This window comes from Streptomyces sp. NPDC096012, from assembly GCF_040426375.1.
Lineage (GTDB): Bacteria > Actinomycetota > Actinomycetes > Streptomycetales > Streptomycetaceae > Streptomyces.
The window spans coordinates 30,108-54,723 of the sequence record NZ_JBEOTD010000044.1 but is presented as its reverse complement, the minus strand read 5'-3'; the positions used below and the strand labels follow the sequence as shown (position 1 = coordinate 54,723).

Here is a 24,616-nt window from a genome sequence, read left to right as displayed (position 1 = left end):
ATCTTGGTTGTTGAGTTTAGTTGCTGGCCGGGGTGAGCCGGCCCTCGAAGGCGATCTGGAAGGCGTTGAGCGGTGCCTTCCAGCGCATGGTCCACCTCTTGCGGCCCTTGCCGGTCGGGTCGAGGCTCATCAGTGCCATGTAGACGCATTTGAGGGCTGCGGTCTCCGAGGGGAAGTGGCCGCGAGCGCGAACGGCCTTGCGTATCCGTGCGTTGACGCTCTCGATCGCGTTCGTGCTGCAGATGACTTTGCGGATCTCGACATCGAAGGAGAGGAAGGGCACGAACTCGGCCCAGGCATCCGACCACAGCTTCACGATCGCCGGATACTTGCGACCCCATGCCTCCTGGAACTCCAGGAACCGCTCGGTCGCCGCGTCCTCGCTGGGCGCGGTGTAGACGGGCTTGAGGGCCTTGGCGACCTTGTCCCAGTCCTGGCGGGCCGCGTAACGGAAGCTGTTCCGCAGCAGGTGAACGACACATGTCTGGACGATCGTGCGAGGCCAGACGGTCTCCACCGCGTCGGGCAGCCCCTTGAGGCCGTCGCAGACCAGCATCAGCACGTCGTCCAGGCCGCGGTTCTTCAGCTCGGTGAAGACGTGCAGCCAGTACTTGGCGCCCTCGCCGCCGTCTCCGGCCCAGATGCCGAGGATGTCGCGGGTGCCGTCCACGGTCACCGCCATCACCACGTAAATGGGACGGTTCGCCACCTGCCCATCGCGGATCTTCACGTTGATGGCGTCAACGAACAGCACCGGGTAGACGCGGTCGAGGGGGCGGTTCTGCCATTCGGCCATGCCCTCGATGACCTTGTCCGTGATGGTGGAGATCGTCTGCTTGGACACCTCGGCGCCGTAGACCTCGGCCAGGTGAGCGGAGATCTCTCCGTGCGTGAGCCCCTTCGCGGACAGGGACAGCACCATCTCGTCCACCCCGGTCAACCCACGCTGCCGCTTCTTGACGATCTGCGGCTCGAATGTGCCGGCCACGTCCCTCGGCACCTTCACCTCGACCGGGCCGACGTCCGTCAGCACCGTCTTGGCGCGGGTGCCGTTGCGGCTGTTGCCGTTGTTCTTCCCGGCCGGGGCGTGCTTCTCGTAGCCGACGTGGTCGGTGATCTCGCCCTCCAGGGCGGACTTCAACACACGCTTCGTCAGCTGCTGCAACAGCCCGCCCTCGCCCGTCAGTTGCAGGCCCTCGTTCCGGGCCCGGTCGACCAGCATCGCGATCAACTGCTCGTCCGACGTAGCCGCATCGACCGACTCGGCCGCGGGGCTCCTGCTCGATCGTCATCTCACTCACTTGGCGTCTCCATGATCAACAGATCCGCCGTTGATCAGACACTCCCGCTCCAGCCGTGCCGCTTGAGCAGGGCGGCAACCCATTGCACGGTGTAGCTCTAGTGGAACCGTCGCCCGATCAGCGTCTTGATCCGCGACAGGGTCCAGGTGTGGTCCGGCCAGCCGTGTGCCACCGGCCCCTTGGCCAGCTCCCGCTCGAGCACGGCGAACAGTTCGTCACTGAGCAGCGGCAGCGATGCCGGGCCTTTGGAGGCCAGGGCCCTGGGCCCGTTCTGCGACCAGGCCCTGCGCCACCGCTGAACCGACCAGACGCTGACCCGCAGGTCGTGCGCGATGACCGTGTTCTCGTCGCCCTGCCTGAAGCGCTCGGCCGTCTCCATCCTCAACTTTTCGCGGAAGGCCGCCGTTCGTCGGTCAGTCCGCCCCCTTGCGCATACCTGATGCGGTCGGCATACCGCAGGGTTCATGAGGCGTCAGCCCCTACGACACCACGCTTTGAAGGTGAGTAGCGATGACTAGGCCAGCCGGGTGTGGTGAACGCCTCGCAGTACAGGGGCCTGTTCGTCGTGCAGGTAACCGTCGAGGCGATATCAGTCGAGGCCGCCGGTCTCTTCGATGTGTCTGACGAAGGCCGCCACGATCCGGGGGCGTGTGGCATCCGGGACGAGTGTGTCATCGAGGTCTTCCTCGATTCCCCATTCCGTGTTGAACATGACGGGGACGTCGGCTGGTACCACATTGTTCCTAAGCCACAGGACAAACCGTGCTGCCAAGTGGGCGTTGCAGTCCAGGACGGACACGCCTTCAGGGACTAGGCTGGCCAGCCCTTCCAAGTCCTCGTCATCGAGAGTGATTCCGAAGCTCATCGATGCCCCGCGGATGGGTCCGCCGCTGTCATCGACACGGATGAATTCGTCCGGGTTCCGCTCTCGTAGCCGTGCCGCCAGTCCGTCGAAGGTCAGGCCCCAACTCTGACCGTGGGGTGGGGTGAAGACGAACATGGTGCGGAATTCCGCGATCTGTTCCGGTTCCATTGTGGTGCTTCCTGTGCGTGCCGGCGATGGTGGTCAGGGGACGTAGCGGGCGTGGCCTTTGACGCCCCATGCCGCCATCTTTGACGCCCCATGCCGCCATCATGATGCGCCAGTACTGGGCGGCTTCCTGGTTGTTGGTGACTGTCTCGACGCCGCGCATCTCCTTGTTGCGCGGGTCGTTGAGTGCGGCGGCGTACTTTCGGAGCTCCGCGCGGTCTTTGTCGTAGAGGAAGTTCTTGTTGCCGTTCTCGTGGTTCTGGCGGAGGTCTTCCAGCGAGCGGTAGCACCGCTGGTTGGGCTTGTTGACGTACTTTGCCTCGATGGCCATCCCGTCGAGGTTGCGGAATCCGTCTACCATCAGCGTCTTTGACTTGCCGTGCCCTGCCGGGATGGGGACCTCGTACTCGGGGAAGCCCGCCACGCGCCTCTGGTAGGCCTGCTCGGCCGGCTTGCCGCCGGAGATGTCGCCCTTGTTCAAAGAGTCGAGCCAGGTCTGGAAGTTCTGCCCTTCGCTGGGGGTGAGCTGTGGGAACCGCGGGTCGGGAGGAATCGCCGGAGGGATCGGCTGGATGTGCGGGGTGTTGGACGGAAGGGGGCGGTAGGCGGCCGGTACCAGGGTCGGAACGCGGATCAGGGGGCCGAGGAACGGCGGGAGGTCGGGAAGGAAGCCGCCGTTGTCCGGTTGGGGCGTCTTCACCCGGGACTGGGAGCTGTCCAGTGCATGAGGGATGTTGCCGAGCGAGGTGATGCGTGTGTCGCCGGCTATGAGGTCGTGCAGGCCGCCGTCGTGGCCGTCGCCTCCGAAGCGTGGCTGTTCCCAGGGCCACAGGAAGTCACCGTCGAGTTCGCTGTTCTCCATGGGAAGGCGTTGTTGGGCGGTTTCGACGTGGTCGGCGTAGGCGTCGCAGGCGTTGGCGAGCATCGTGCAGGCCGTGGGGAGGTTCGCCAGGAGGGTGGCGTGGTCGCACACTTCGCTGGGTGGTGGTGTCTTGCCGACGAACTTCTCGAAGAAGCTCTCGACCGCGTCAGCGTTATGGCTGGCCTGATCGAGGGTGGCTGTCTTCCATGCGTCGCGGGAGTCCCAGTAGGTGTCGTGGAGGATCTTGGCCGCGCTGCGCCAGGTTGTGGCGACGGCCCGCAGCTTGTCCGGCTGGCCGAGGAATCGCTCGTTGAAGAGGTACTGATCGATGCCGCTGGTTTCGCCGACGACGTTCGGCAGGTCCTCGGCGTTGTGGCTGGCGCGCCGGGCTGCAATCGGGGCCGGCCGGCTGAGAACCGATCCCGGGCGTGAAGGGGCTCTGTTCCAGAAGCTTGACTGCGACTTTGTCGTCACGCTTGAGGAGTTCCTCGGAGGCGTTGAGCAGGGCGCCCGCGCCGTTGGCCATCACCTGGTGGGCGAACCCGGACTGGTCGAAGACCGACTTGACGGCTGCGGTGTACACCTTGGCGAATGCTCTGCCGGCCGCGCCGTCGCCGGCCATGCCGCCATGGGCACTCAGTTCGGTGAACAGCAGGCCCACCATGTCGTAGACCAGATCCCGCAGCCCCACCATCGACCATGACGCGTTGACGAAGTTTTCGTCTGATGCCGCAGATCCACCAATGCCCCGTCCGTTGCCGACGCCGGTGATCACCGTACAGGGCCGTAAACGGGAAGCTCAGGCGAAGGGATGACGATGATCCACCAGCGCCGACATGTCCTTCAAAGCACAAGCGGACCGATCGCATGTCAGGGCCTGTCGCCTTCGTCGGCTCTTTCTCCTTCGACGCCGGCGGCCGGCGGCCGGCCGGACGTTCACCCCGTCGGCATGCGCCTCATGTCCGGACGGCCGCCGGGGGCAGATTCCGCCTCACCCGGATGCCCACCGCCGTCACGAGCAGCACCGCGCACGCCGTGAACGCCAGGCCGGCACCGCGCAGTCCGAGCACCAGAGTCATGGCGCCCACCCCGACGACCGGCAACGAGATCCCCACGTACGCGACGACGAAGAACGCCGAGATGGTGGCGCCTCGGTGCGCCTCGGGCGCCGCGGCGCTCACCTCGGTCAGCCCCGCACGGAACGCCATCCCCTGCCCCACTCCCCCGGTCACCGCCCCCATCAGCAGGACCGGGAAGGACTTCAGGAACAGCGAGGCTCCGATGAGGAGGAGTCCGGCGACGAGTACCGCGCAGCCCCAGGGCAGGGCCCGGCGCGCGCCGATTCGTCCCATGAGCAGCTGTCCGCCGGTAGAGGCGCAGAACACGCAGAAGACGACGGCACCGGTGACCGCCAGGTTGTGCTCCCCCAGGGTCTGCGTGAGGAAAGCCGGGGCCACGGCCGTGAACAGGCCGAGCATGGAGAAGCCCGCGAAGGCGGCCAGGGCGCACGGCCCGAACACCCCGCGCACCTCCGGCGGAACTTTCATGCCCTGGGGCCGCAGCGACGGCCTCGGATCGCAGCGGCGCACCGTCTCGGGCAGCAGGCAGACGACCAGCGCGGCGACCGTCAGGAGCCCGAGGTGGACGACGAAGGGGAGCCCCAGCGGCGACGGGGCGTACTCGGCGAGGATGCCGGACACGAGGGGGCCGAGCCCCAGACCGCCCATGTTGGCGGCGGTCGCCGCCAGTCCGGCGCGGCCGCGGCGGCCGGGCGGAGCCAGCTCGAGGACGGCCGCGGTGCCCGTGCCGCTCAGCAGACCCGCCGAGAAGCCCGACAGCACCCGGCCCGCGTACAGCCATGGCAGCCCTCCCTCGGCCAGGAAGCACCCGGCGCTGAGCGCGGACAGACCGAGCGCGGCCAGCAGTACCGGTCGCCGCCCCAGTACGTCGGAGAAGCCGCCGGCGATCAGCAGGGCGGTGATGACGCCCAGCGCGTAGACCGCGAACACCACCGTCACGATCAGTTCGGAGAAACCGATCTGCTCCCGGTACAGCCCGTACAACGGTGTGGGCAGGGTGGTGCCCATCATGCCGACGGCGAAGACGCCCGCGGCGGCCTTGTACCCGGGCCGTCCGCGCCCCGCCCGGTGGGGTTCTGTGTCGCTGTTGATCACGCTCCACCATAGACACGGGCCAGGGGGCAGCATGTGCGATCGCAACGCCGTGCTCCGCCGTCCGGTGTCGGGGCGCGGAGGCCGGCGCCGCGGTCCGCGCTCTTGTCGCGGGGCGCACCAGGCACTTCAATGCTCCCTACCTCCCACAGGAGAACACCTGTCCCACACACCCAGTGAAGGGGTTCTTCTTGACCGCCGTACGCGCCACCGCCGTCACCGCCGCGGCCTGTGCCACCGTGTTCGCCGCCGCTGTGCCCTCCTGTGCGATCAACTCGTACAACGCGACGCCCGCGCCCGAACGCACCGAGGTCGGGGCTCTCGTGGCCACCTGGGACGACGACGGCGATCCGGCCACCTGGGACCGCGTCGACTGGGTGTGTTCCGGAACGATGGTCGATGCGAACACGTTCCTGACCGCGGCCCACTGCACCGCCGACTGGCCCGACGACGTGCGGTTCTACGTGTCGCTGGACCAGGACGTCCAGGCCGGACTCGACGCCGCCGCGAAGGAGTACCGGGGTGATCCGGCCGCCCAGGCGAACGCCGTCGCCGTGGCGGGTACCGCCCACACCCACCCCGACTACCCGGGCCCCGCCTCCGACCCGCACGACATCGCGGTGATCGAGCTGCCCGCCGCGAAGGTCGCCTCCCGCTGGTCCTTCGCGCCGGCCGCACTGCCGACCGTGAACCAGCTGGGCGCCCTGGGCCCGCAGGGCTGAACTCCAGCGACTGGTTCGTCGCCGGGTACGGAACGCAGGAGGCGGTCAACGGACCGGGAGGCCAGACACATCCGGGCGGCGGCGTCCGCATGAAGGCACCCGTGACGTTCGACGCGCTCAACAACGCCTGGGTGCGGCTGGGCATGACAGCGCCGCAGGGCAACGGCGGTGCCTGCTACGGCGACTCGGGCGGACCCAACTTCGCGGTCCTGGGCGGCAGGAAGATCCTCGCCGCCACCACGATCACCGGTGACACTCCGTGCTACGCGACGAACGTCGCCTACCGGTTCGACACCCCGGGCGCCCGGGCGTTCCTGTCCCCCTTCGTCAAGCTGCCCTAACCCCGGGCCCGCCGCCGAACCCTGCGGGGACACCGACGACCCCGCAGGGCCGGTTCGTCTGCCGGCCACCGGGACCTTCTCGGCGGGACAGGGCACCGTACAGCCTCGGAGAGAGCGCCACCCCCAACCACCGAGGTCTGTCAACATGTCCCTTGCACCAGCTGTCCTTCGTCTGGCCGCAACAGCCGCGGGATTACTGCTCGTGGCCGCGCAGCCGACACCCGCGTCCGCCGCCCCACTCGCCCGCCCCGCACGCCGTCGTGGTGGCCTCGGAGACCTGGTACCCGCCCCTGTCCACCCGAGGCCGCTACATCGTCGACGCGCGCGGCACCCGCTTCCGGCTGAAGGCCGCCAACTGGGACGGCGCACAAGGATCGTGGACCGGCAACGGCAGTGTCACCGACCCCGCCGGCCATCACGCGGGCCAGAACTCCTACGGCATACCTCTCGGCCTCGACCGCATGCCGCTGGACGGGCTGCTCACCGACTTCCACGAGCTGGGGATCAACGCCATCCGGCTGCCGTTCTCCAACGAGATGATCCACAGCACGACCCCCGTGCCCGACGGCGCCGTGGGCGCCAACCCCCAGCTGCGGGGCCGGACACCCTTGCAGATCTACGACGCCGTCGTCGACGCGCTCAGCCGGAGCGGCTTCGCCGTCATTCTCAACAACCACACCGACACGTCCCGTTGGTGCTGCGGTATCGACGGCAACGAGCGGTGGAACAGCGGGCAGTCCACGCAGCAGTGGGCCGACGACTGGGTCTTCATGGCCCGGCGCTACGCCGCCGTTCCGCGCGTGGTCGGCGCCGACCTGTACAACGAGGTCAGACGCGACGTCCTGGACGACCCAACTGGGGCCTGGGCGACGACCACGACTGGTATTCCGCCGCCCAGCTCGCCGCCGACCGGATTCTCACCGAGGCCGACCCCCGGCTCCTGATCGTCGTCGAAGGCATCAACTGGACCGGCGTGCCCGTAGACGGACTCCCGCACGGCCGGCCGCAGATCACCCCGACACGCACCCTCTCGCACACCCTCGTGGACGCCCACCAGCTGGTGTACTCCGCCCACTTCACGGATACACGGGCCCCCACCACAGCGGCGCCACCGGCATCGGCGAGACGCACGACCCCCGCTACCAGGACCTGAACCGCGAGCAGTTGGACACGGCTCTCGACGACGAGGCGTTTTTCGTCGAGGAGAACGGCCGGCACTACACCGCGCCGGTCTGGGTCAGCGAGTCCGGCATCGGCGCCAACGAGACGAACACGGCGGCACGGGCCTGGTTCGGCAATATCACCGACTACCTCGCCGACCGCGACGCCGACTTCGCGTTCTGGCCGCTGGTGGGCTTCGAGGGCCACGACGACTGGGCACTGCTGCGCTACGACAGTGCGGGGCACCGCACCGGCGTGCTCGGCTCCGGCGACTGGCGCAGCCCGGCATGGCAGCACCTCATGACCGCGCCGAGCACCGCCGGTCCCCTGGCGTCCGTCCCCGTCTGGCGGATGCTCGGCACCGACCACGGTGACGCGGTGGAGTCGCTGCGCGTGCGGACCGCGGGAGATTGGGACCCAGGAGCCCACAAGGCCGCCTGCCCCGACGGGTTGCGGCTGGTTGGCCTGGGCCACACCACCGGCCGTGGCCTGTGCACCGACGCCGGCGCGGCAGAGCTGCGGAGCTCCGACGCGGGTCAGACGGTCGTCGCCGACGAGCGGTACGTGCCCGCGGGCGGCGACTGGGCGTCCGGGTACACGAAGCTCCAGTGTCCGCCGGGCGGTTTCCTGATCGGCTACAGGGTGCGGGGCGAACGTCTGTCGGCGGCCTTGTGCGTGCCGGGCCGCACCCCGCTGTCGGGAACCGCGCGCACCGTGTGGTTCGACCGCTCCGACAACCGTCCCGCCGGCGCGGCGGGCGGCGACTTCGCCTACGGCGACTACAAGGGCCAGTGCGGGGTGAACAAGTACGCCGCCGGGATCGCTTTCACCACGCGGTTCGGCAGCCGTCCCGGGCCCGATGCCCTGCTGTGCCGCACACTGCCCTGAGGGAAGGCCGGCCCGGCACCTTCGTGCTGGGCCGGCTCCCCGGAAGGACGCGGGCTGCACCACGAAGGCGTTCACGCGCCCCGCAGCGATCTGCTTCTCGCCCGTGACCGGCTGTGCGACCGCGGGCTGGGGCGTGGAACCGGAGCAGACGTCGCCACCCTGCGCGACGCGCTGCCGGTCGGCAGCTACCTGGTGCTCTCGCACGCCACCGGCGACTTCGCCGACCGCAGCGCGGCGCGGGCCGTCCACGCCAAGGCCACCGCCACACTGAACCTGCGCTCGCGCAGCGAGGTCGAGCGGTTCTTCGACGGTTTCGAGCTGGCTGGGCCCGGTCTGGCCCAGGTCCGGTTCTGGTGCCCGGGCACCACACCACCGCCCCGTTCGCACGAGATCGGTTTCTACGGAGGGGTTGCCCGCAAGGCCGCCTGACGACGCGAGTCCGGGCTCACGCGGACTCACGCACCACCAGCTCCGGGTCGAACACGACCGAGGTGGCCTCGGTGTGGGTGCCGTGGATGTCTCGTCGAGAAGGCGGGCCATCTCGGCGGTCATGTCCTCCACGGGCTGGCGGACGGTGGTGAGCCGGGGCCGGCACGTGACCGCGACGGTGGAGTCGTCGAAGCCGACGACCGCGACGTCCTCCGGCACACGGCGGCCCCGCTCGCGCAACACCTGGCGGGCCCCTTGGGCCATGATCGCCGCGAACACGCCTTCCAGATCGGGGGGCGGGCAACCAGACCGGACATGGCCGCGATTCCGCTGTCCAGGGTGAAGCCGCCCTCGGCGTCGGGGACGTAGGGATGCCCGCGGCGGGCCAGTGTGTCGCGGAAGCCCGCCAGCCGCTCCTGGCTCGCGGCCACCGCCAACGGGCCCGAGATCGTGGCGAGTTTGCGGCACCCGCGGGCCAGCAGGTGCTCTGCGGCGAGTCGGCCGCCGTCCCGGTGGGCCAGGTCCACATAGCTGAGCGGCACCGGGCGGGAGGGGCGGGCGGTGAGCACCGCGGGCAGCCGGGCCTCGGCGAGCAGCGCGGGCAGGGGGTCGTCGGCATGGCTGGAGACCACCAGCGCGCCGTCGGCCCGCCCCTGCCGCAGGTAGGTCAGCACCTCCTGGCGGGACCCGGCGGACTCGGCGAACATCAGCACCGGGTGCACCGAGCGCGGCCGGAGGAAGCCGACGATCCCGGCGACCACCCGTCCGAAGAACGGGTCCGCGAACACCCGGGCGGCGAACGCGGCTTGGGCCTCGTCCGGAGCGTCTCCTGCCCCGGACACCACCAGCGCCACGCTCTCGGCCCGCCGGGTGACCAGGAGCGGGCGGCCCGGTTGGGTGCGTACCCGGTCCGCTCGATCGCTCGGCGGACGACCTCCTGGATCACCGGGTCCACGTTCCGCACGCCGTTGACGACCCGGGACACGGTGGCCCGGCAGACTCCGGCCTCCCGAGCCACGTCCTTCAGCGTCGGGGCCTGTCTCAGTGCTCGTCGAGATGCACGACGAGTGGATCGCCTTTCCCCTCCGCTATTTCCCCGAGGGAAGCATGGACACGATCTACAAAGATCAGATCGACCTCGCTACACCACAGGGGACATGACCGGCCTGTCGGGGCCTGCCATCGAGTGTGGAGCGGTTACGGACTGCACCATCCTCATCGAGCCGGTCACGTTTCCCCTGATGGCGCTCGGGCGCCGGGGCCAGTGGCCCTCGCTCAGGGCCGCATCCTGGTCGGGGGGCGCAAGCCCTGGCTCGCTGCGCGTTTCCCGGCTCCGTTCAAGGCGCCGGCGCCCTGAGCGCGACCGGCCGCGGCGGCCCGACGGTGGCCGGCTGCCTCGGGTCGTACGGGCCCGGTGCTCACCCGGGTTCGGGGGCGGTGACGGCCGGGGCGGCGCCGAGGAGGCCGAGGAGGCTCTCGCGGTGGAGGTCCGCGATCGGGCCGAGGAAGTCCGGGTGGCGCAGCAGGGGGGCCGCGCGGTGGTCGCGCGGGCTGGGGATGGTCAGCCGGCGCGCGTCGCCCACGCTGTCGGGGCCGTGATGGGTGGCGGCCAGGCAGGCGGCGGCCAGGGCGGCGAGGTCGGCGTCGGCCAGCAGACAGGCCGCCCAGCTGACGACGGTCTCGTCGACCTGGGTCCGCCAGGCGTGGGTGGCGTCCGTCAGCGGGGGCGCGTCGGCGCCGGTGACGAAGTCCAGCCGGCCGCAGCCGCCGGGGCCCAGCAGCACCAGCAGCTCGGCGTCCAGCGCGGTGGGGTAGCGCAGGGCGGCGGCGATCGTGGCCGCATGGCCTGCCTGGGCTTCGGCCAGGGCCTGGTCCAGCGGGCCGGTGGCCGGGGGAAAGGCCGCCAGCAGCCAGCGTGCGCAGGCGGCGATGACGGGCGAGAGCGCGGTGGGCATGGTGGACCGTCCTTGCGTATACCCGCCAGTCCCGGCTATTCCGGTATGGGTGATCCGGTCGCGGGCACTGCACGCCCGGGCGGGGAAGTACGGACAACGCTACGGCGACCTCCCCCGAGGACGACAGGAGCTGCGTCACAACCGGGGACCACCCCCCGGCCTTCGACACCTGGCTCCCCACCCCCCCACCAGGAACGCCCAGGTCAGCCGGGCGCAGGTGACGTCGATCCTCGCCAACACGGCGGCGCGCGAGACGCTCCGAGAGGCACTGGTCGCCACCTACGTGTGGGGGAAGGGAAAGAGCGCCTCCCCCGGCGGCAGCGGACCGGCCACCCTCCACAAGCTCCTGGCCGCCGACGACCTCCTGGACGAGGCCCTGGACGACGCGGTCACCGTGTTGAGCAGGCACGGCGCAGTAGCGTCCTACGAGGGGCTCCGCGGCCGGATTCCCGGCCTCGGGCCGTCCTTCTTCACCAAGTTCCTCTACTTCGCAGGCAAGACGATCAAGCCGGCGAACGGCCCTGCGCCGCTCGTCCTCGACCGTGTCCTGGCGCGGCGCATGCGGTCCCTGGCCTCACAGGTTGGCCGGGAAACGGGCCACGACCCCGGCGGCTCGATCGCCGCCTGGGTCTGGCGGGACCATGACTGGTCACCCCACCGCTACCAGGTCTACCTCTCGTTCCTGCACGCCGCCGCCCACCAGGCGGCGTCCACCGACGGCTGGCCGTCCGACGCCTCACCCGACCTGCTCGAATACGCATTGTTCAACGCTGCGTGGTGAGCATCCGGGTCCGGCACACCTGCCGCATCCCGGCCGGCGCGCATAGGTGTACGGCAGACGTTCCCGGTGCGGCCTGGCAGGTGTTCCAGCCTGGTTCGGTAATCGGGCAACCGGTACCGGCGAGGCATGAGACTTGCGCGGTGTTCGTAGAGCTGTCGCCCCGCATCCTGACCTGGGACGAGGTGGACCCCGCCCGTCATCCTTTCGACAGCGAGGCTGCGGCGCGGGTGGTCAGATCGCTGGGGCCGGCCCGGCGGGTACCCCGACGCCCCGACCTACCACCGGGTGACCGGGCCCTGTACGACTGGGGGTGGGAGGAGGCCAGGCCCTGGGCCGACGCCATGACCCACGCTCTGGCCGAGCACTATGGCCGCTGGGCCGCCGGCTGGCGCTGGGCACACGACGAGGGGGACTTCGACGGAGGGCCGGTCGGCAACTGGTCCCGCCCCCAGCACTCGGTCACCACCCCGGACGAAACCCTCGACCGGGTCACCGCGGCACTGCGGGAGTGGCGGGAGTGGCTGGAGGCCCTGGCCGCACGGTTCGAGGCCTACCCACTGGACCTGGCCGGCATCGACGACCAGCGGATCCTGTGGGACCGCACCGCCGCAACCTCATCCTGCACGTCACCGACCGCACCGGCTGCGGCAGCGGCTGGTACGCACACTGCCACCAGGTCCTCGGCTGGTTCCTCAGCCGCTGGGGCATCCCGGCCGACGACGCTGAGCACCTCGTGGAGCAGGCGATCGGCGGCCGATTCGAAAGCTGGACCGGCCCCGACCCGGTGCTCATCGAGGACATCGCCGAACGCCTCGCGGCCGCCGTACGACCCGACGCGGCCGCCCGAGCCGGCGAGTCGACGTTGCCCGACCACCTGACGCGCTGGCTCACCGTGCGGGACGCCGTGCCGTGGCATGAGGCCGCCGACAGCACCGGGGACACGCCAGTGACACCCGTGCGCGACGGAATGGCGGAAGAGATCCGCACCTTCGACGCCATCCTGGACCCCACCCACGGACGAGGCCTGCTCACCGCCCTCGACCTCATGCGGGCCGACGCCGCGCACGGCGCCCGGCTGGACTTCGCCCTCATCCAGCGCTGGCAACAGCACATCCTGGCCACACCCGGACTACCACCGTTGCGCAGCCTGCCCGCCTTCGCCAAAGGCGGCCGGGAACGCTACGGCATCGCCCCGGACACCCGCGCCCGCCTCGACGCCTGCCTCGCCGAAAGCGCCAAGGACACAGCCCGGCCCCTGCCGCTGACCGCCCGGGCCGCACGCGCCTTCCTCGACGTCTGCTTCTTCCACCCGTTCGACGACGGCAACGCCCGCTGTGCCCTCCTCACCCTCCTCTTCGTCCTCGCCCGCGAAGACGTCGCACTCGACAGCGTGCAACTGCTTGGGGACGCGGCCTTCGCGGTGCAGGAAGAGCTCCAGGAACTGGACGGTCTCCTCAAAGGCGCGGCGGGCGGGAGCGAGCGGGTTCGTGGCGGGGGTGAGCGCGAGGGCGATCATCAGCTGCTGCTGGCCGGGGGCGAGGGCTTGCCAGGTGGCGAGCTGGCGGTGCAGCCAGGAGCCGATCTTCACCCCGGCGATCTGCGTGTCGCGAGTGAGGGCGGCGGGGTCGGCACCGGAGGCGAGGTGGGCGCGCGACCCGGCAGCGAAGGGGCCGGTACGACCGCAGTACGACCCCGATCACCACACGCCGGCCGAACGTGAGCAGGCCAAGGACCAAGAGCTGACCGCGCTGGGCTTCGGCCGAGTGTCGCGCACCACGGTGCAGTGAGCACATCCTGCGCTGGTCCACCTGGCGCCGGCGACGACAACACCAGGCCCGCACCAGCCGCTACAAATGACGCGGACACAGCCCCTGACCTGGCCATCAATCACAGCAAGCAGCGTCGCAGTACTGGCTGGTCTCAGTATGCCGGCGGAACCGACCGGGATGGGTACCGCGACGGCTGCCGACTCGGGCGGCGGCCACCGCCGCGCCGGCCCGCGCGTCCGCCGAGCACTCCCGCGGGGCTCCGGAGGAGAATGGGACTCCCGGTCCAGGTGAGGTGGTGGCGATGCCCCCCTGGCATCTGCGCGACTATCACGACGACGATCTCGACCAGGCCATCCAGATCTGGGACCAGAGCCGCCAGGCCGAGGCGGAGTCGGTGTTCCCGGTCTCGGAGGTGATGGCCGCGGCCAAGGCCGGTCAGCCGGCGGTGGTCGCCCTGGTCAGCGACGAGCTGGTGGGCATGGCCGTGGCCCAGGCGGACGGCAGACGGGCGTGGGTCATCCTGGTGGCGCTGGCCTCCCGCTGGCGTGAGCGCGGGATCGGCAGCGCGCTCCTGGCCGAGCTGGAGCGCCGGCTGCGTGCCCTGGGGGTGAGGCACGTCAGCGCGCTGTTGCCCGCGGGCGCCGCCGGCACCAAAGCCCTGGAGAACTCCGGCTACCGGGTCCGCGAGGGCCTGACCTACTACGAGAAGCTCGAACCGCCCGGCGCCGACAACGCCGACGTGCTCGCGGCGCTCGGCGGACGCATGCTGCCCGGCGGGCTCTGGGACGCCATGGCCGGCATGGAGCGGGAGAAGCAGGTCGTCGAGCGCCGTGTCGTGCTGCCGCTGACCGAGCCGGCGCTGGCCGACCGCTACGGTGTGGCCCCGCCCAAGGCGGTCATCCTCTTCGGCCCGCCGGGCACCGGGAAGACCAGCTTCGCCAAGGCAGTGGCCTCCCGGCTCAGCTGGCCCTTCGTGGAACTGTTCCCCTCCCGGCTCGCCGCCGACACCAGCGAGGGCCTGGCGGCGGCGCTGCGGGAGGCGTTCACGGAGCTGGCCGAGCTGGACTCGGTGCTGCTGTTCATCGACGAGGTGGAGGAGATCGCCGGTGCGCGGTCGGGCAGGGCGGTCGATCCCGGGCACGGGGTGACCAACGAGCTCCTCAAGATCATCCCCGGTTTCCGTGAGCACGACGCCCGGATGCTGGTGTGCGCCACGAACTCGGTACGCTCCCTCGACGCGGCGTTCCTCAGGCCCGGCCGGTTCGACTACGTCATCCCCATCGGCCCACCAGACCCCACGGCCCGCGCGGCGATCTGGACCCGCTACCTCAAGGCGGCCGGCGACGCGGTGGACATCGGCCGCCTGGTCGCGGCGAGCGAGCTGTTCACCCCGGCCGACATCGAGTTCGCCGCGCGCAAGGGGGCACAGGCGGCGTTCGAACGCGAGATCACCGAACGCGCCGGCCGGCCGCCCGGCACCGACGACTTCATGACAGCCATCGCCGAGACCCGGCCGACCCTCACCGCCCGCACGCTGGAAGAGTTCACCGAGGACATCGGAACGTACAGCCGCCTGTGAACCGGCGTGAAGCCGCTGGGCAACCGAGCAGCCGGCGCCCCCCGCTCGACGCTTGACGGTCAGCGCCAGGCGGTGACCGGCAGGCGCCCCCCGCTCGACGGTCAGCGCCAGGCAGTCAGCGCCAGGCGGTCAGCGGTCGGCACTACCCCTGATTCGGGAGACCGATCGCCCGCCGCCCCGTACTCACGCGCCTCGCGACGGCCGCAGAAGGGGAGGGCCCCGGATAGGCGGCCGGTTCGCGGCCGGTCCTGCCCAGACCTGTGGCGGTGAGCAGGCGGCAGTGGACGGCACCGCGCCGGGGGGCACGCTGCGGGCATGCGAGTTGCCGGTCGAGAAAGTGCGGTGGGACCGGCCCGCTGCCGGGCCGGTCCCACCGGTGCAGGCCCAGCGCCAACCGGCCTGCGCTGTCCCCTGGACCTCGAGGAAGACTCCCCGAGGGCACCGGCGGCTACATCGACACCCTCGACCAGCTCATCTGCCAGACCGCCCAGCAAGCCACCGAAGACGAGACCGAAGCCATCACCAAAGCAGCCCTCGACGACATGTTCGTCGGCCGCAACACCCCCGACGACGACCGACACCGCGCCGACAAGACACGCCGTCCTGTGCAGCATCCACGACCGGCCCCGCTGCCGCAGGCAGCCGCGGGCAGCCGCGGGCAGCCCGGCATCGGCCGCCCACGCGCCCAGGCTCGTCCCCACGCGGTCGACCTCGGGATGAATGCGCCGCAGAACCGGGAAGCCGAAATCGACAGGGCGGGCCAGTGGCGTCATCAAGGCTCCAGGATCGTGGGCGAGCGGCGCTCCAACGCGGGAGGCCAACGACGAACATCCAGTGCCGCTAGCCCGAGGCCAGCTGCGCGTCAGCGCCCTCGGGCCGATCGAAACCGTGATCGTTCTCACCGATAACCACGGTTCCATTGATCCCCGAGGCCGTATCCGGCGACGCACAGGGCCGTCCGGCACAGCGGGTCGGCCTCGCGGGGCGGGGTGTCGGGGTGGAGGAGGGCGATTCCGCCGAGCCAGGCGGTGGGGTCGTAGTGGGCGGGGCGGGTGAGGATCACGCTGCGGATACGGGCTGCGAGTGCGGCGTTGGGCACAGTGCGGCTCCGTTCAAGTGGCGGGTGGCCGGATGGGTGTCGGGCCGGTTGCAGTGGGAGGAGTTGCTCGACCGCTGCTCTGGCCGGCGTGGACCGTGGTCCGGCCACCGGCAACCCGGGCAACCGTCTGCCGCTGCGTTGCCGGCAGGGCGGGCGGGGTGGTTCGCCGACTTCGAGACGGTGGACCCGTGGGAGCGGTACTGCGCCCCCATCGCCGCCCTGCGGCGCGCCCAGACGCAGCTGATGGATGCCATCACGGGCGCGCACTGGGCGGCCTTCGTGCTGCAGGGCCGGTCGACTGGATGAGTGGCTGGCCCCGGCATCGCCTCAGACGGCGGCCAGGATGTCGAGGACCGAGATCACCGTGGCGCCGGGTGCCAGGTTCTTCGGGGGATGCGCACCGTACGCCAGCTTCGCGGGGATGACGGCGAGCACACGGCTGCCGACCCGTCTGCCGACCAGGGCACGGTCCCAGCCGGCGATGACGTTGCCCCGGCCGATCACGACGGGCAGCGGACCGCCGTCCGCGTGGGAGCTGAGGAAGAGGTCCGCCTCGTCCTTGCCGCGGGCGGCCTCCCAAGCAGCCGAGGAATGCTGCAGGACCAGGGTCTGCCCGGCCTTCACTACCGGACCTGTGCCGTCCACCAGGCGCTTGACGACCAGGCCCTTGGGGGCCGCCTGGTCGGGGACGGACAAGGTCGCGGTGCCGTCGCCCTTGTTCATGTGCACCTCGGGCAGCGCGTCGGACACCGAGTGCTGCTCGCCGGGGACGGTGGCGTGGGCGCCGATGACGTTCAGGACGTCCACGGCGTAGACGATGGTGTCCTTGCCGGTGACCCCGAGCTGGGCGCTGCCGGTCGTCCCGTACGCGGCCGCGGGGGGTGCGACGACCAGGATCCGGCTTCCGGCCCGCTGCCCCTGCACGGCCCGGTCCAGAGCGGGCAGCGTCGCGCCCCGCCCAACGGTGAAGACCTGCGGACGCGCCCCCTTGTCGTACGAGCCGGGAAGCGCCTTGCGCGTGCGCCACACCTTGGCCGTGTAGCGGACGACGGCCATGTCGCCGACGTGTACCGAAGGCCCCCGCCCCTGCGTCTGCGGCGCCACGACGAACTTGCCACTCGGCGCGGACTTCGGAACCGAGATCGTGGCCGGGCTGTCGAACTTGCCTGAAACCGCGGGCAGTACGGCATCGGTGCGCACCGCGGCGGGCACGGGCCTCGCGTGCACCGGCACCGAGGGGGCCGCGAGCGGCCGGTGCCAGCCGTCAGACCGGGCTTTTTCTGGTGAATGATCGCTGCTGCACCCCACGAGTGCGAGGGCGGGACCTATCAGCAGTGCTATGAATCGACGCATTTCGTTCCTGAGAGTCGGGCGGGGCGAAGGCCCGGGACCCGGATCGGTGCCCCGCCGTGGATGGTCTTTCGAGAAGTCGCGGATGACTACGCGGGTGTTGTGCGCCCAGAAGCTGGTGCCGTATCAGCGAATCTTCGCCCCATCGGAGAGAGCGAGACGCTCCGTTCGGATGTTGATCCGGTGTGCAACTGAACGGTCACCGGCCGCCGTGTTCATCAGTGAAAGAAAGGGTGAGTCGCAGATCCGGCGGTGTCGGATCCCCAACTCAGTGCTGGAGACTGCAGATGTCCAAGCCCTAGCCGCCGATGGCACATCTCGACTTCACAAGCAGCACTGGTGTCGGCAGGGTGAGTACCGCGTGCCGACACCAGTCCCTTCTCTACGTTCTAATCAGACCGCCCATAGCGGATGGCGGCTGAGTCGTCCTTCAGGTTTCTGTCGTCCAGGGCAGTCAGGGGCTTTGCTGCTGTCCAGATGGAGTTGGACTGCGGTGGCCGCCTTGGGTGTCGTTACCGCTCACCCTGTCCGTTCACTGCCCGTTGCGTAGTACCGCGAGACGTAGTCTTTCGGTGGCAGTGTGCTCTCCCGCATGAGGGAGAACACCTCGGCGCCCTCATCGGGCGCCCCGTCGATCGTGTAGGCCTCGGCGAAGCGGACGTACTCGACGTCGTCGAGGCCCTCGCAGTATTCCGCGGCTTCGGCCTCGGCGCGCTCGATCGCCTCGTCGGGCGAATGGGCGGTCCACAGGGTGATGCGCTCCTCGTAGACCTCCAGCGGGCCGTGACGGAAGATGCATCGGATGCCGTACCAGGACGGATCGTTGGGTTCCGTGCCTGCTGACATGGCGGGGATCCTTTCTCGCTGTCGGTGTGCGGGGTCCTGATGGTGGGCCGGCCGGATCGGCCCGGCCCACCACCGGGGATCAGGACAGTGCCCAGAGCACCGCGGCCACGATGTCCACCTCCCAGAAGACGACCAGGGTGACCACAACGGCGATGATGAAGGCAAACAGTCCCAGCGCCTTCAGTACCACCCGCAGGCTGTCCGACTGCGAGCGGTTCTTCTGCTGGTTGCGGCTGCCCGCGTACTTCTCGGCCTGCTCCAGCTTCTTCTTTGCCGACTTGTACGCCTTGTGGTCGTACGGCCGTCCGTTGGCCCTGTCTTCGAGGGCCTGCTTCTCCTTGTGGTTCAGGGACGCGGGCTTCCTGGAAGCACGACCGTCCAGGTCCAGCTGGTTGACCGGGTCGGCCGGATAGACATAGGCGTCGTCGTTGCCACCCAGGACGGGGTCGATGGACAGGAAGCGTCCGATGGCGGGGTCGTACAGCCGTACGCCCATCAGGACGGCCCCGGTGACGGAGTCCGTGGAACGCTGGGCGGCACCGAGCCAGCCGTAGCGGGCCGTGGCGGTGTCGCCCTCGACGTTGCCGTACTCATCGTAGGACTGGGCGACCGCCGACTGGGTGTCCAGCGGGAGCCGCACGGTCACATCGCCGTGGACGTCGCTCATCTGCAGCACGGCGGAGCCGGAGGCGCCGGTGATCGCATCCAGTTGGCCGTCGATGCCGCGCACGTCGCGGGTGATCGTGCCGCTGGTGTCCTCGGCCGTCCAGCTCGGACTGTCGCCGTCGCCACCGTAGTGATTGGTCCTGGAGCCGGTCTGGGTCCAGGTACCACCGCTGTTGGACTCGGTGGTCCAGGAGGCGGGACGCTCGGACGCGTCCAGGCTCCAGGTCTGCCGGCTGGTGCCGGAGGTCTGCTGCCGGACGAGGTCGTTGGCGTAGTAGCCGATGGTCGCGCCGGACGACTGCGTGGTGGTGCGGCCGAAGGCGTCGTAGACCGTGCCGGAGGTGACCAGCCGGTCCCCGCTGTCGTACGAGTACGAGGTGGTCGTCGCGCCGGTCGAGGTGCAGGCCGCGCCGACGCCGGCGGTCTGCGTGGCGAGCGAACTGCGGTTGCTGTCGCCGTCGAAGGTGTAGTCGCGGCGAGTGCACGCCCCGCTCGGATCGGTGTCGTCCGCCCGGGTCAGGCGTCCGGCCGCGTCGTAGGTGTAGGCGCGGGACCGGGTCTGGCCGGTGCTGTCGGTGTCTGTGACGGCCTGGCCCTGGGCCGATCTGTCGACGCTGTCGGAGGCGACGACGGTGCCGTCGCCGTCCTTGGTGTAGACCCGGGAGATCTGCGCGCCGGTCTCGTCCTGGGTCAGGGTGAGCGTGTAGCCGCCGGGCAGCTGCTCGGTGGCCAGTGCGCCGTCCGCGTCGTAGGTGGCGTTGAAGGTGCCCGCGACGGAGTCGGCGCGGGAGGTCTCCACACCCCGCGGGTCCTTGGTGATGTCGTAGGTGAAGGTGGTGGTCGACGGAGCGGAGTCGGTCACCTTGGTGGGCCGGCCGAGCGCGTCGTACTGGGTGGCCGCGGTGTTGCCGCTGCCGTCGTTGTAGGAGATCTCCCGTCCCAGCATGTCGGTGACATGCGTGATGGTCTGACCGCCCGCCGTGACGGTGGCGACGTCACCGCTGTCTGGGTCGTAAGCGGTGGTGGTGTCCGGAACCGCGGTGCCCACCCCACCGGTCACCGACACCAGGGTCGGACGCCCGGCAGCGTCGGAGGTGGTCGTGGTGGTGCGGGTCGCGGAATTGGCGGTCTCGGTCAGCTTGGCGGTGTTGCCCCATCGGTCGTACTCGGTGGTCCTGGTGGGCAGTTGGGTGGGGTTGGTGCCGCCGAGGGTGATGTCTCCGGCCGGTCCCGCCGAGCACACCAGGTCCGCCCACTCGGGGCGCCCGTTGCACGCACCGGTACCCGTCGCCGAGTAGTAGGTGGTCACCGTCGCACCGGCGTCGTTGCCGTTCGACTTGGGCAGGGTGGTCTTGATGACCTGGCCCTGGGCGTCGTACGTCGTGGTCCTGACGAGGTTCAGACCGCCCGGGTCGTCCGTGGTGGAGGTGGGCAGGCCCTTGACCCAGTCGTAGGCCGTCCTCGTGGTGCGGGTGTCGCCGTCGGAGGGGTATCCGTCCACGTAGGCGCCGACGGTGACGGTGGTGGGCTGGTCGGACACGGTGGCCGTACCGTCGGTGGGGCGGCCCTCGTCGTACGCGGTGACGGTGTGCCGGCGTGCCGCCACCTCGCTGCCCGCGGGCAGGTCGGTGCCGCCGGTGCCGGCGTGCAGGACACCGGTCAGGTTGGCCAGGTGGAGGGGACCGAAGCTCTCCAGCTCGCGCTGCCCGTCGCTGGAGTACACGGACGTGGTGGACAGCCGCTGCGCGCGGTCCGCCGTGGACAGGCCGTTGATCCCGAGCAGGGTCAGCTCGGTCAGTCCCGGACCGCTGGTGGAAAGCGCCAGCTCCCGGTTGCCCGCGGTCAGTTCACGGACGGTGTCGCCCAGGTGGTCGTACTCGGTCACGCTCAGGTGCCCGCCCGGGGTGGAGCTGTCGACCTCACGGCCCGACGCGTCCGCGTACGAGACCGAAGCGCGGGTGTAGCTCGTCGAAGTCAGGGCCGACCCGGTGTTCGACGCGGGCACGGAGTCCGGCGGGAAGACTGCGGCCGCGTCGGTGGGTATGTCTGTCTGTCCCCAGGCCGCGACATCGGTGGCACCCACCTGGTAGGGAGCGTTGGTCCCGGTCAGCGGTACGTCGTAGACCATGCTGGTGGTGGCCTTGCCGCCGTCGGTCTGCGTCTTCGAGCCCGCCACCAGGGTCGGGCGGGCGGCGGAGAGCAGCATGCCGGGGCCCGCGGTGGCCGCGTTGCCGGCCGTGCCGTAGGTGAAGGTCCACGGCAGCTCACCCGGAGGCGTCAGAGTCGCGACCCGGCCTGCGCTGTCGTAGGTGTAGGCGGTCTTCAGCGTGGGGCTGATCCTCGGGTCCCACTCCTCGCGCAGCACACCGGAGTCGTCGTAGTCGTAGGCGGCGATGGAAGTGACGGTGGATGCGGATGCGCCGGGGTCGGTGGCCCACAGGCGGATGCGCTTGACCCGGCCGACGTAGTCACCGAAGGACGTGGACGTAGCGGTGGTGGAGAGGGGGTAGAGGAACTCCAGTACGCGGCAGCCCTTCACGGACGGATCGGCCTGACAGGTGGCCGAGTCCACCGCGGAGGTCGGGGCGATGATGTATTTCGGCCGCGCCGCGGGCTTGCCGCCCACGGTGGTCTTGGTGGAGTACACCGTGGTGGTGGAGCTGCTGGTGGCCAGCTTCGTGGTGGCCACGTTCCATGTGGTCACCTGCGCGTCGGACGCGTCCACCTTGGCGAACGTGGTGGTCGTTCCTTCGTCGTCCGTGAGCGTGAACGAACCCGTCAGCGAACCGGTCAGGGTCAGGTCTTCCGCACCGGGCTCGGGCTTCCAGCCGCCGGAGCTGGTGGCGGTGAACCCGGTGGCGCGCCCGTGCACATCGACCAGGGCCACCGAGGTGGACGAGGTCTGGCGCAGGTAGGCCCAGTGGGAGTCGGTCATTTCCGAGACCGTGCCGGAGGTCCATTGCGGGCCGAAGATCGGGGCCTGACCCTCCTGCTCGGCACCCGCGGTCGGGCGACGGGAGGACGCGGTACGAGAGACGGACATGTCGAACGCCGAGGCATCCGTCGCCGACAGCGTGTAGTCACCGGTCAGGTCGTTGACCGAACCCGGGCCGACCTGGTCCGACGGCGCGGTGCCCGCGTTGCGGTCCACGGTGACCGTCGACACCGGCGAGTACCCCGTCGTCGTGCCGTCGGTGAAGGCGACGCGGATGTCGACCGGGCCGTCCTCGGCCAGCGACGTGGTGATGTTCCACGTCAGCGCCGGGGGCGCACCGTTGGGGGCCGCCAGCGGCCAGGCTGTCACCAGCGAGCCGTCGCTGTTCTTCGTGACGTCCGCGAGCGGCACGTTGAGCCAGGTGTCCGTCTCACCGCGGCGGTACTGGTAGGTGACACCGGTGTAGGTGGGCTTGCCGGTCGAGGACAGGGCCACGCGCCGGGCGGGCCGGTCGCCGTCGCCGGGGCTGAGCAGCGCGGCACCGTCCGCGCCCACGCCGAAGGAGTACTTGGTGTTGGTGGACGACAGGTTTCCGCCCGAGTCGATGGTCTGCGTGTACAGCGTGTGCCAGCCGTCGGCGGGCGTGATGGAGATGTTCAGCGGGTCACCGCCGTTGCCGTCCACCGTGTCGTACACGCTCTTCGCCATCGACGGGTCGTCCAGGCCCCACTTGAAGCCCTGCCCGTCCGTCGACGTCGTGTCCAGGGTGCAGCTCACCGCGCCGGGCGCCTTCGCTGACCACGTGTCCTGCGAATACGAGGGACAGTTGATGGTCGGGGCTGCGGGCAGAGCCGTGTTCAGCACGAACGTGGTGTACCCGGTCCAGGACCCGTAGTCGGTGGTGTCGTACCCCCGCACGCGGAACCGCAGATGCGAGCCCGCCGGGAAGGCGTTGGCCGAGGGGATGGCCAGGGTGGCCGAGGAACCGGACGCCACACCCGCGCTGGTCGCGGTGTAGGTGTAGGTGGTGTCGTTGTACGCGGGGTCCGGGGTCACCTCGAACTGGCCCTTGACCGTGCCGCCGTCCGCGTCCGTCACCTTCGCCGACAGGGTCGGCGTCAGGGAGGTCACGTACCGCTTGCCGTTGTAGGCGTTCACGGCCGAGGGCGAGATCGCGGCGACGGTCGGGACGGTCGGGTAGGAGTTGTAGGTCACCACCAGCTTCGGCGCGTACCCGGAGGTGGTGTAGTTGGCCGAGCGGAACCGGCGCCAGGTGGTGGAGTCGCTCTCGTTGGCGCCGGCCAGCTGCAGACCGTAGTTGGCCGAGCCGTTGGCCCAGTCCTGCACCATGGCCTGGAGGTTCCAGTTCGACCAGTTGGCGGGGCAGGACGCGTCATAGCCCCAGTGGCCCGTGCTCGTCGCCTTGTTGGTCGTCGTGGTGGTCGGCTGGGCGCCCCAGGTGATCGACGAGGAGGACCACGAGGAGGTGATCCGCTTGGCGTCCGTGGTCGCGCCCGACGTCGAGCAGGTGGCCGAGTAGTAGTTGTAGAGCGACATCGTCGCCGACTGGATGTGCTTGCCGGTGAACGGCGACACGTCGAACTTCAGATACGACCGCGCCACGTCCGTGCCCGCGTCGTACGTACCCGACTTCAGCTCCTGGGAGGAGACCTGGGAGTCCGGGTAGTCGGGGTTCTGCACCCATGTGTCCGTGGTGACCGCCAGCGTGGACGTGGGGTCCACGGTCACCGGATAGGCCGCGGTGGCCAGGAAGTGCTTGTCCGGGGTGAGCACCAGGGTCTGCGAGCCGTCCGACGCGGTCTCGATCGTCGTGGCGACCCGCTCCTGGTGCGCCGACTCACCGGAGGCCTTGTCCTTGGACGCGTCCCACATCATCGGGGCCGGCGCCTCGGCCACGAGGTCACCGCCTGCGTTCTTCAGCAGCAGGTGCCCGGAGTCCGCCTGGGACAGCTTCAGCCCGTCCAGGTTCAGCGGAATCCGGTAGGACACCGTGTCGTTGCCAGGCCGCTGGGCGAGCTCGATGTTCTCCGAGAAGCCCTGCACCAGCGCGGTGACCGACAGGGTCTGCCCGCTGCCCAGGTTGTAGGAGGCCGTGTCGCCCTTCACGGACGGGGTGGGCAGCTTGTCCTGCCAGCCCAGCCCGAAGGACTCCTTACCCTTGGCCACCGAGGCCAGCTGGGTGTCACCGCCGTCGGACACCGCGATGTCCGCGGCCGTCGCCGTCGGCGTGAGGTCGGCGCCGGTGTCGGACAGCGAGGTGTCGATGTCCTTCCAGGCCCCGTCCCGCTTGACGCGGATCGGCCCGGCGTACGTCTCGGTCTGCAGGTCCCCGCCGGGCAGCGCGTACGTCGTCGAGCCCGCCGTCCGCGCCGACAGCACCTCGATCTTCCGGTTCTGCAGACGGGCCATCAGCACCGCCGACGCCTCGTCCTGCGCCTCCGCAGGACCCGGCACCGTGGAGGAATCGGACGATGTGGACGCGGATGCCGTGGTGGCCATACCCGCGGCGAACGCCATCCCAGTGTCCTCCGCGACCAAGGCGGTCTCCACCGCCATCGCCAGCACGACACTCATGGCAACCTGCCGCAGACGGCCGGCCTGTCTCTTCTTCTTCGGTCTGCCACGAGTCGCAGGTCTGTGACGCATGATCAGCTCCCTCCCTGACACTCCGCGATACGGAGCCAACAAAACGGACTGATCTTCACAGGAG

General features: G+C 70.1%; 15 protein-coding genes and 4 pseudogenes. 8 read left to right on the top strand and 11 right to left on the bottom strand.

Annotation, left to right across the window (positions count from 1 at the left end; genetic code table 11):
- Positions 1–16 precede the first annotated feature (16 nt).
- The 5 genes and pseudogenes from ABVB68_RS31280 to ABVB68_RS31260 form a co-directional block, all read right to left on the bottom strand.
- Positions 17–1,222, bottom strand: a complete 1,206-nt coding sequence (locus tag ABVB68_RS31280) for an IS256 family transposase (RefSeq protein ID WP_353604543.1) — start codon at positions 1,220–1,222, stop codon at positions 17–19.
- 116 nt (positions 1,223–1,338) lie between these two features.
- Positions 1,339–1,742, bottom strand: a pseudogene (locus tag ABVB68_RS31275) (winged helix-turn-helix domain-containing protein); the annotation flags it as partial.
- A 148-nt stretch (positions 1,743–1,890) separates the two neighbouring features.
- Positions 1,891–2,166, bottom strand: a complete 276-nt coding sequence (locus ABVB68_RS31270; RefSeq protein WP_353604541.1) for a hypothetical protein — start codon at positions 2,164–2,166, stop codon at positions 1,891–1,893.
- A 28-nt stretch (positions 2,167–2,194) separates the two neighbouring features.
- Positions 2,195–3,667, bottom strand: coding sequence for a restriction endonuclease fold toxin-2 domain-containing protein (locus ABVB68_RS31265; protein ID WP_353604540.1), 1,473 nt, complete (start codon positions 3,665–3,667; stop codon positions 2,195–2,197).
- 482 nt (positions 3,668–4,149) lie between these two features.
- Positions 4,150–5,367 carry an MFS transporter gene (locus tag ABVB68_RS31260; protein ID WP_503006394.1) on the bottom strand — a complete coding sequence of 406 codons (1,218 nt, stop codon included), beginning with the start codon at positions 5,365–5,367 and terminating at the stop codon, positions 4,150–4,152.
- A 188-nt stretch (positions 5,368–5,555) separates the two neighbouring features.
- On the opposite strand from ABVB68_RS31260, the gene ABVB68_RS31255 reads away from it, so the two are divergent.
- From ABVB68_RS31255 to ABVB68_RS31240, 4 genes and pseudogenes are all read left to right on the top strand, one after another.
- The gene (locus tag ABVB68_RS31255; protein WP_353604539.1) at positions 5,556–6,086 is read left to right on the top strand and encodes a trypsin-like serine peptidase; all 531 of its coding nucleotides are present in this window, start codon (positions 5,556–5,558) and stop codon (positions 6,084–6,086) included.
- A 101-nt stretch (positions 6,087–6,187) separates the two neighbouring features.
- Positions 6,188–6,427 carry a hypothetical protein gene (locus ABVB68_RS31250; protein ID WP_353604538.1) on the top strand — a complete coding sequence of 80 codons (240 nt, stop codon included), beginning with the start codon at positions 6,188–6,190 and terminating at the stop codon, positions 6,425–6,427.
- 145 nt (positions 6,428–6,572) lie between these two features.
- Positions 6,573–8,476 (top strand): annotated as a pseudogene (locus tag ABVB68_RS31245) (glycoside hydrolase family 5 protein).
- Between the two features lie 150 nt (positions 8,477–8,626).
- Positions 8,627–8,905 (top strand): annotated as a pseudogene (locus ABVB68_RS31240) (SAM-dependent methyltransferase); the annotation flags it as partial.
- A 16-nt stretch (positions 8,906–8,921) separates the two neighbouring features.
- Here ABVB68_RS31240 and ABVB68_RS31235 read toward each other — a convergent pair.
- Positions 8,922–9,950 (bottom strand): annotated as a pseudogene (locus tag ABVB68_RS31235) (LacI family DNA-binding transcriptional regulator).
- 373 nt (positions 9,951–10,323) lie between these two features.
- The gene (locus tag ABVB68_RS31225) at positions 10,324–10,860 is read right to left on the bottom strand and encodes a hypothetical protein (RefSeq protein ID WP_353604537.1); all 537 of its coding nucleotides are present in this window, start codon (positions 10,858–10,860) and stop codon (positions 10,324–10,326) included.
- Here ABVB68_RS31225 and ABVB68_RS31220 point away from each other — a divergent pair.
- From ABVB68_RS31220 to ABVB68_RS31210, 3 genes are all read left to right on the top strand, one after another.
- Positions 10,835–11,641, top strand: coding sequence for an 8-oxoguanine DNA glycosylase OGG fold protein (locus ABVB68_RS31220; RefSeq protein ID WP_353604536.1), 807 nt, complete (start codon positions 10,835–10,837; stop codon positions 11,639–11,641). The genes ABVB68_RS31225 and ABVB68_RS31220 overlap by 26 nt on opposite strands.
- Before the next feature lie 592 nt (positions 11,642–12,233).
- The gene (locus ABVB68_RS31215) at positions 12,234–13,361 is read left to right on the top strand and encodes a Fic family protein (protein ID WP_353604535.1); all 1,128 of its coding nucleotides are present in this window, start codon (positions 12,234–12,236) and stop codon (positions 13,359–13,361) included.
- 350 nt (positions 13,362–13,711) lie between these two features.
- Entirely contained in the window at positions 13,712–14,989 is a 1,278-nt protein-coding gene (locus ABVB68_RS31210; protein ID WP_353604534.1) for an ATP-binding protein, read from the top strand.
- Positions 14,990–15,887: 898 nt separating this feature from the next.
- On the opposite strand, the gene ABVB68_RS31205 is transcribed toward ABVB68_RS31210, so the two are convergent.
- Positions 15,888–16,088, bottom strand: a complete 201-nt coding sequence (locus tag ABVB68_RS31205) for a hypothetical protein (protein ID WP_353604533.1) — start codon at positions 16,086–16,088, stop codon at positions 15,888–15,890.
- Between the two features lie 138 nt (positions 16,089–16,226).
- On the opposite strand from ABVB68_RS31205, the gene ABVB68_RS31200 reads away from it, so the two are divergent.
- Positions 16,227–16,394, top strand: coding sequence for a hypothetical protein (locus ABVB68_RS31200; protein WP_353604532.1), 168 nt, complete (start codon positions 16,227–16,229; stop codon positions 16,392–16,394).
- Between the two features lie 21 nt (positions 16,395–16,415).
- Here the strand turns inward: ABVB68_RS31200 and ABVB68_RS31195 are convergent, their stop codons facing one another.
- From ABVB68_RS31195 to ABVB68_RS31185, 3 genes are all read right to left on the bottom strand, one after another.
- On the bottom strand, positions 16,416–17,300 hold the full coding sequence (locus ABVB68_RS31195; RefSeq protein ID WP_353604530.1) for an FKBP-type peptidyl-prolyl cis-trans isomerase: 885 nt from the start codon (positions 17,298–17,300) through the stop codon (positions 16,416–16,418).
- Between the two features lie 657 nt (positions 17,301–17,957).
- On the bottom strand, positions 17,958–18,284 hold the full coding sequence (locus tag ABVB68_RS31190) for a hypothetical protein (RefSeq protein ID WP_353604529.1): 327 nt from the start codon (positions 18,282–18,284) through the stop codon (positions 17,958–17,960).
- A gap of 79 nt (positions 18,285–18,363) precedes the next feature.
- Positions 18,364–24,480, bottom strand: coding sequence for a DNRLRE domain-containing protein (locus ABVB68_RS31185; protein WP_353604528.1), 6,117 nt, complete (start codon positions 24,478–24,480; stop codon positions 18,364–18,366).
- Positions 24,481–24,616 lie beyond the last annotated feature (136 nt).

What these genes read in the sequence shown, in the direction of transcription:
- ABVB68_RS31280 (WP_353604543.1), bottom strand. Translation starts at nt 1,222, where the DNA reads ATGCTGGTCGACCGGGCCCGGAACGAGGGCCTGCAACTGACGGGCGAG.
- ABVB68_RS31220 (WP_353604536.1), top strand. Translation starts at nt 10,835, where the DNA reads ATGACGGGCGAGAGCGCGGTGGGCATGGTGGACCGTCCTTGCGTATAC.
- ABVB68_RS31225 (WP_353604537.1), bottom strand. Translation starts at nt 10,860, where the DNA reads ATGCCCACCGCGCTCTCGCCCGTCATCGCCGCCTGCGCACGCTGGCTG.
- ABVB68_RS31185 (WP_353604528.1), bottom strand. Translation starts at nt 24,480, where the DNA reads ATGAGTGTCGTGCTGGCGATGGCGGTGGAGACCGCCTTGGTCGCGGAG.
- ABVB68_RS31270 (WP_353604541.1), bottom strand. Translation starts at nt 2,166, where the DNA reads ATGAGCTTCGGAATCACTCTCGATGACGAGGACTTGGAAGGGCTGGCC.
- ABVB68_RS31190 (WP_353604529.1), bottom strand. Translation starts at nt 18,284, where the DNA reads ATGTCAGCAGGCACGGAACCCAACGATCCGTCCTGGTACGGCATCCGA.
- ABVB68_RS31210 (WP_353604534.1), top strand. Translation starts at nt 13,712, where the DNA reads ATGCCCCCCTGGCATCTGCGCGACTATCACGACGACGATCTCGACCAG.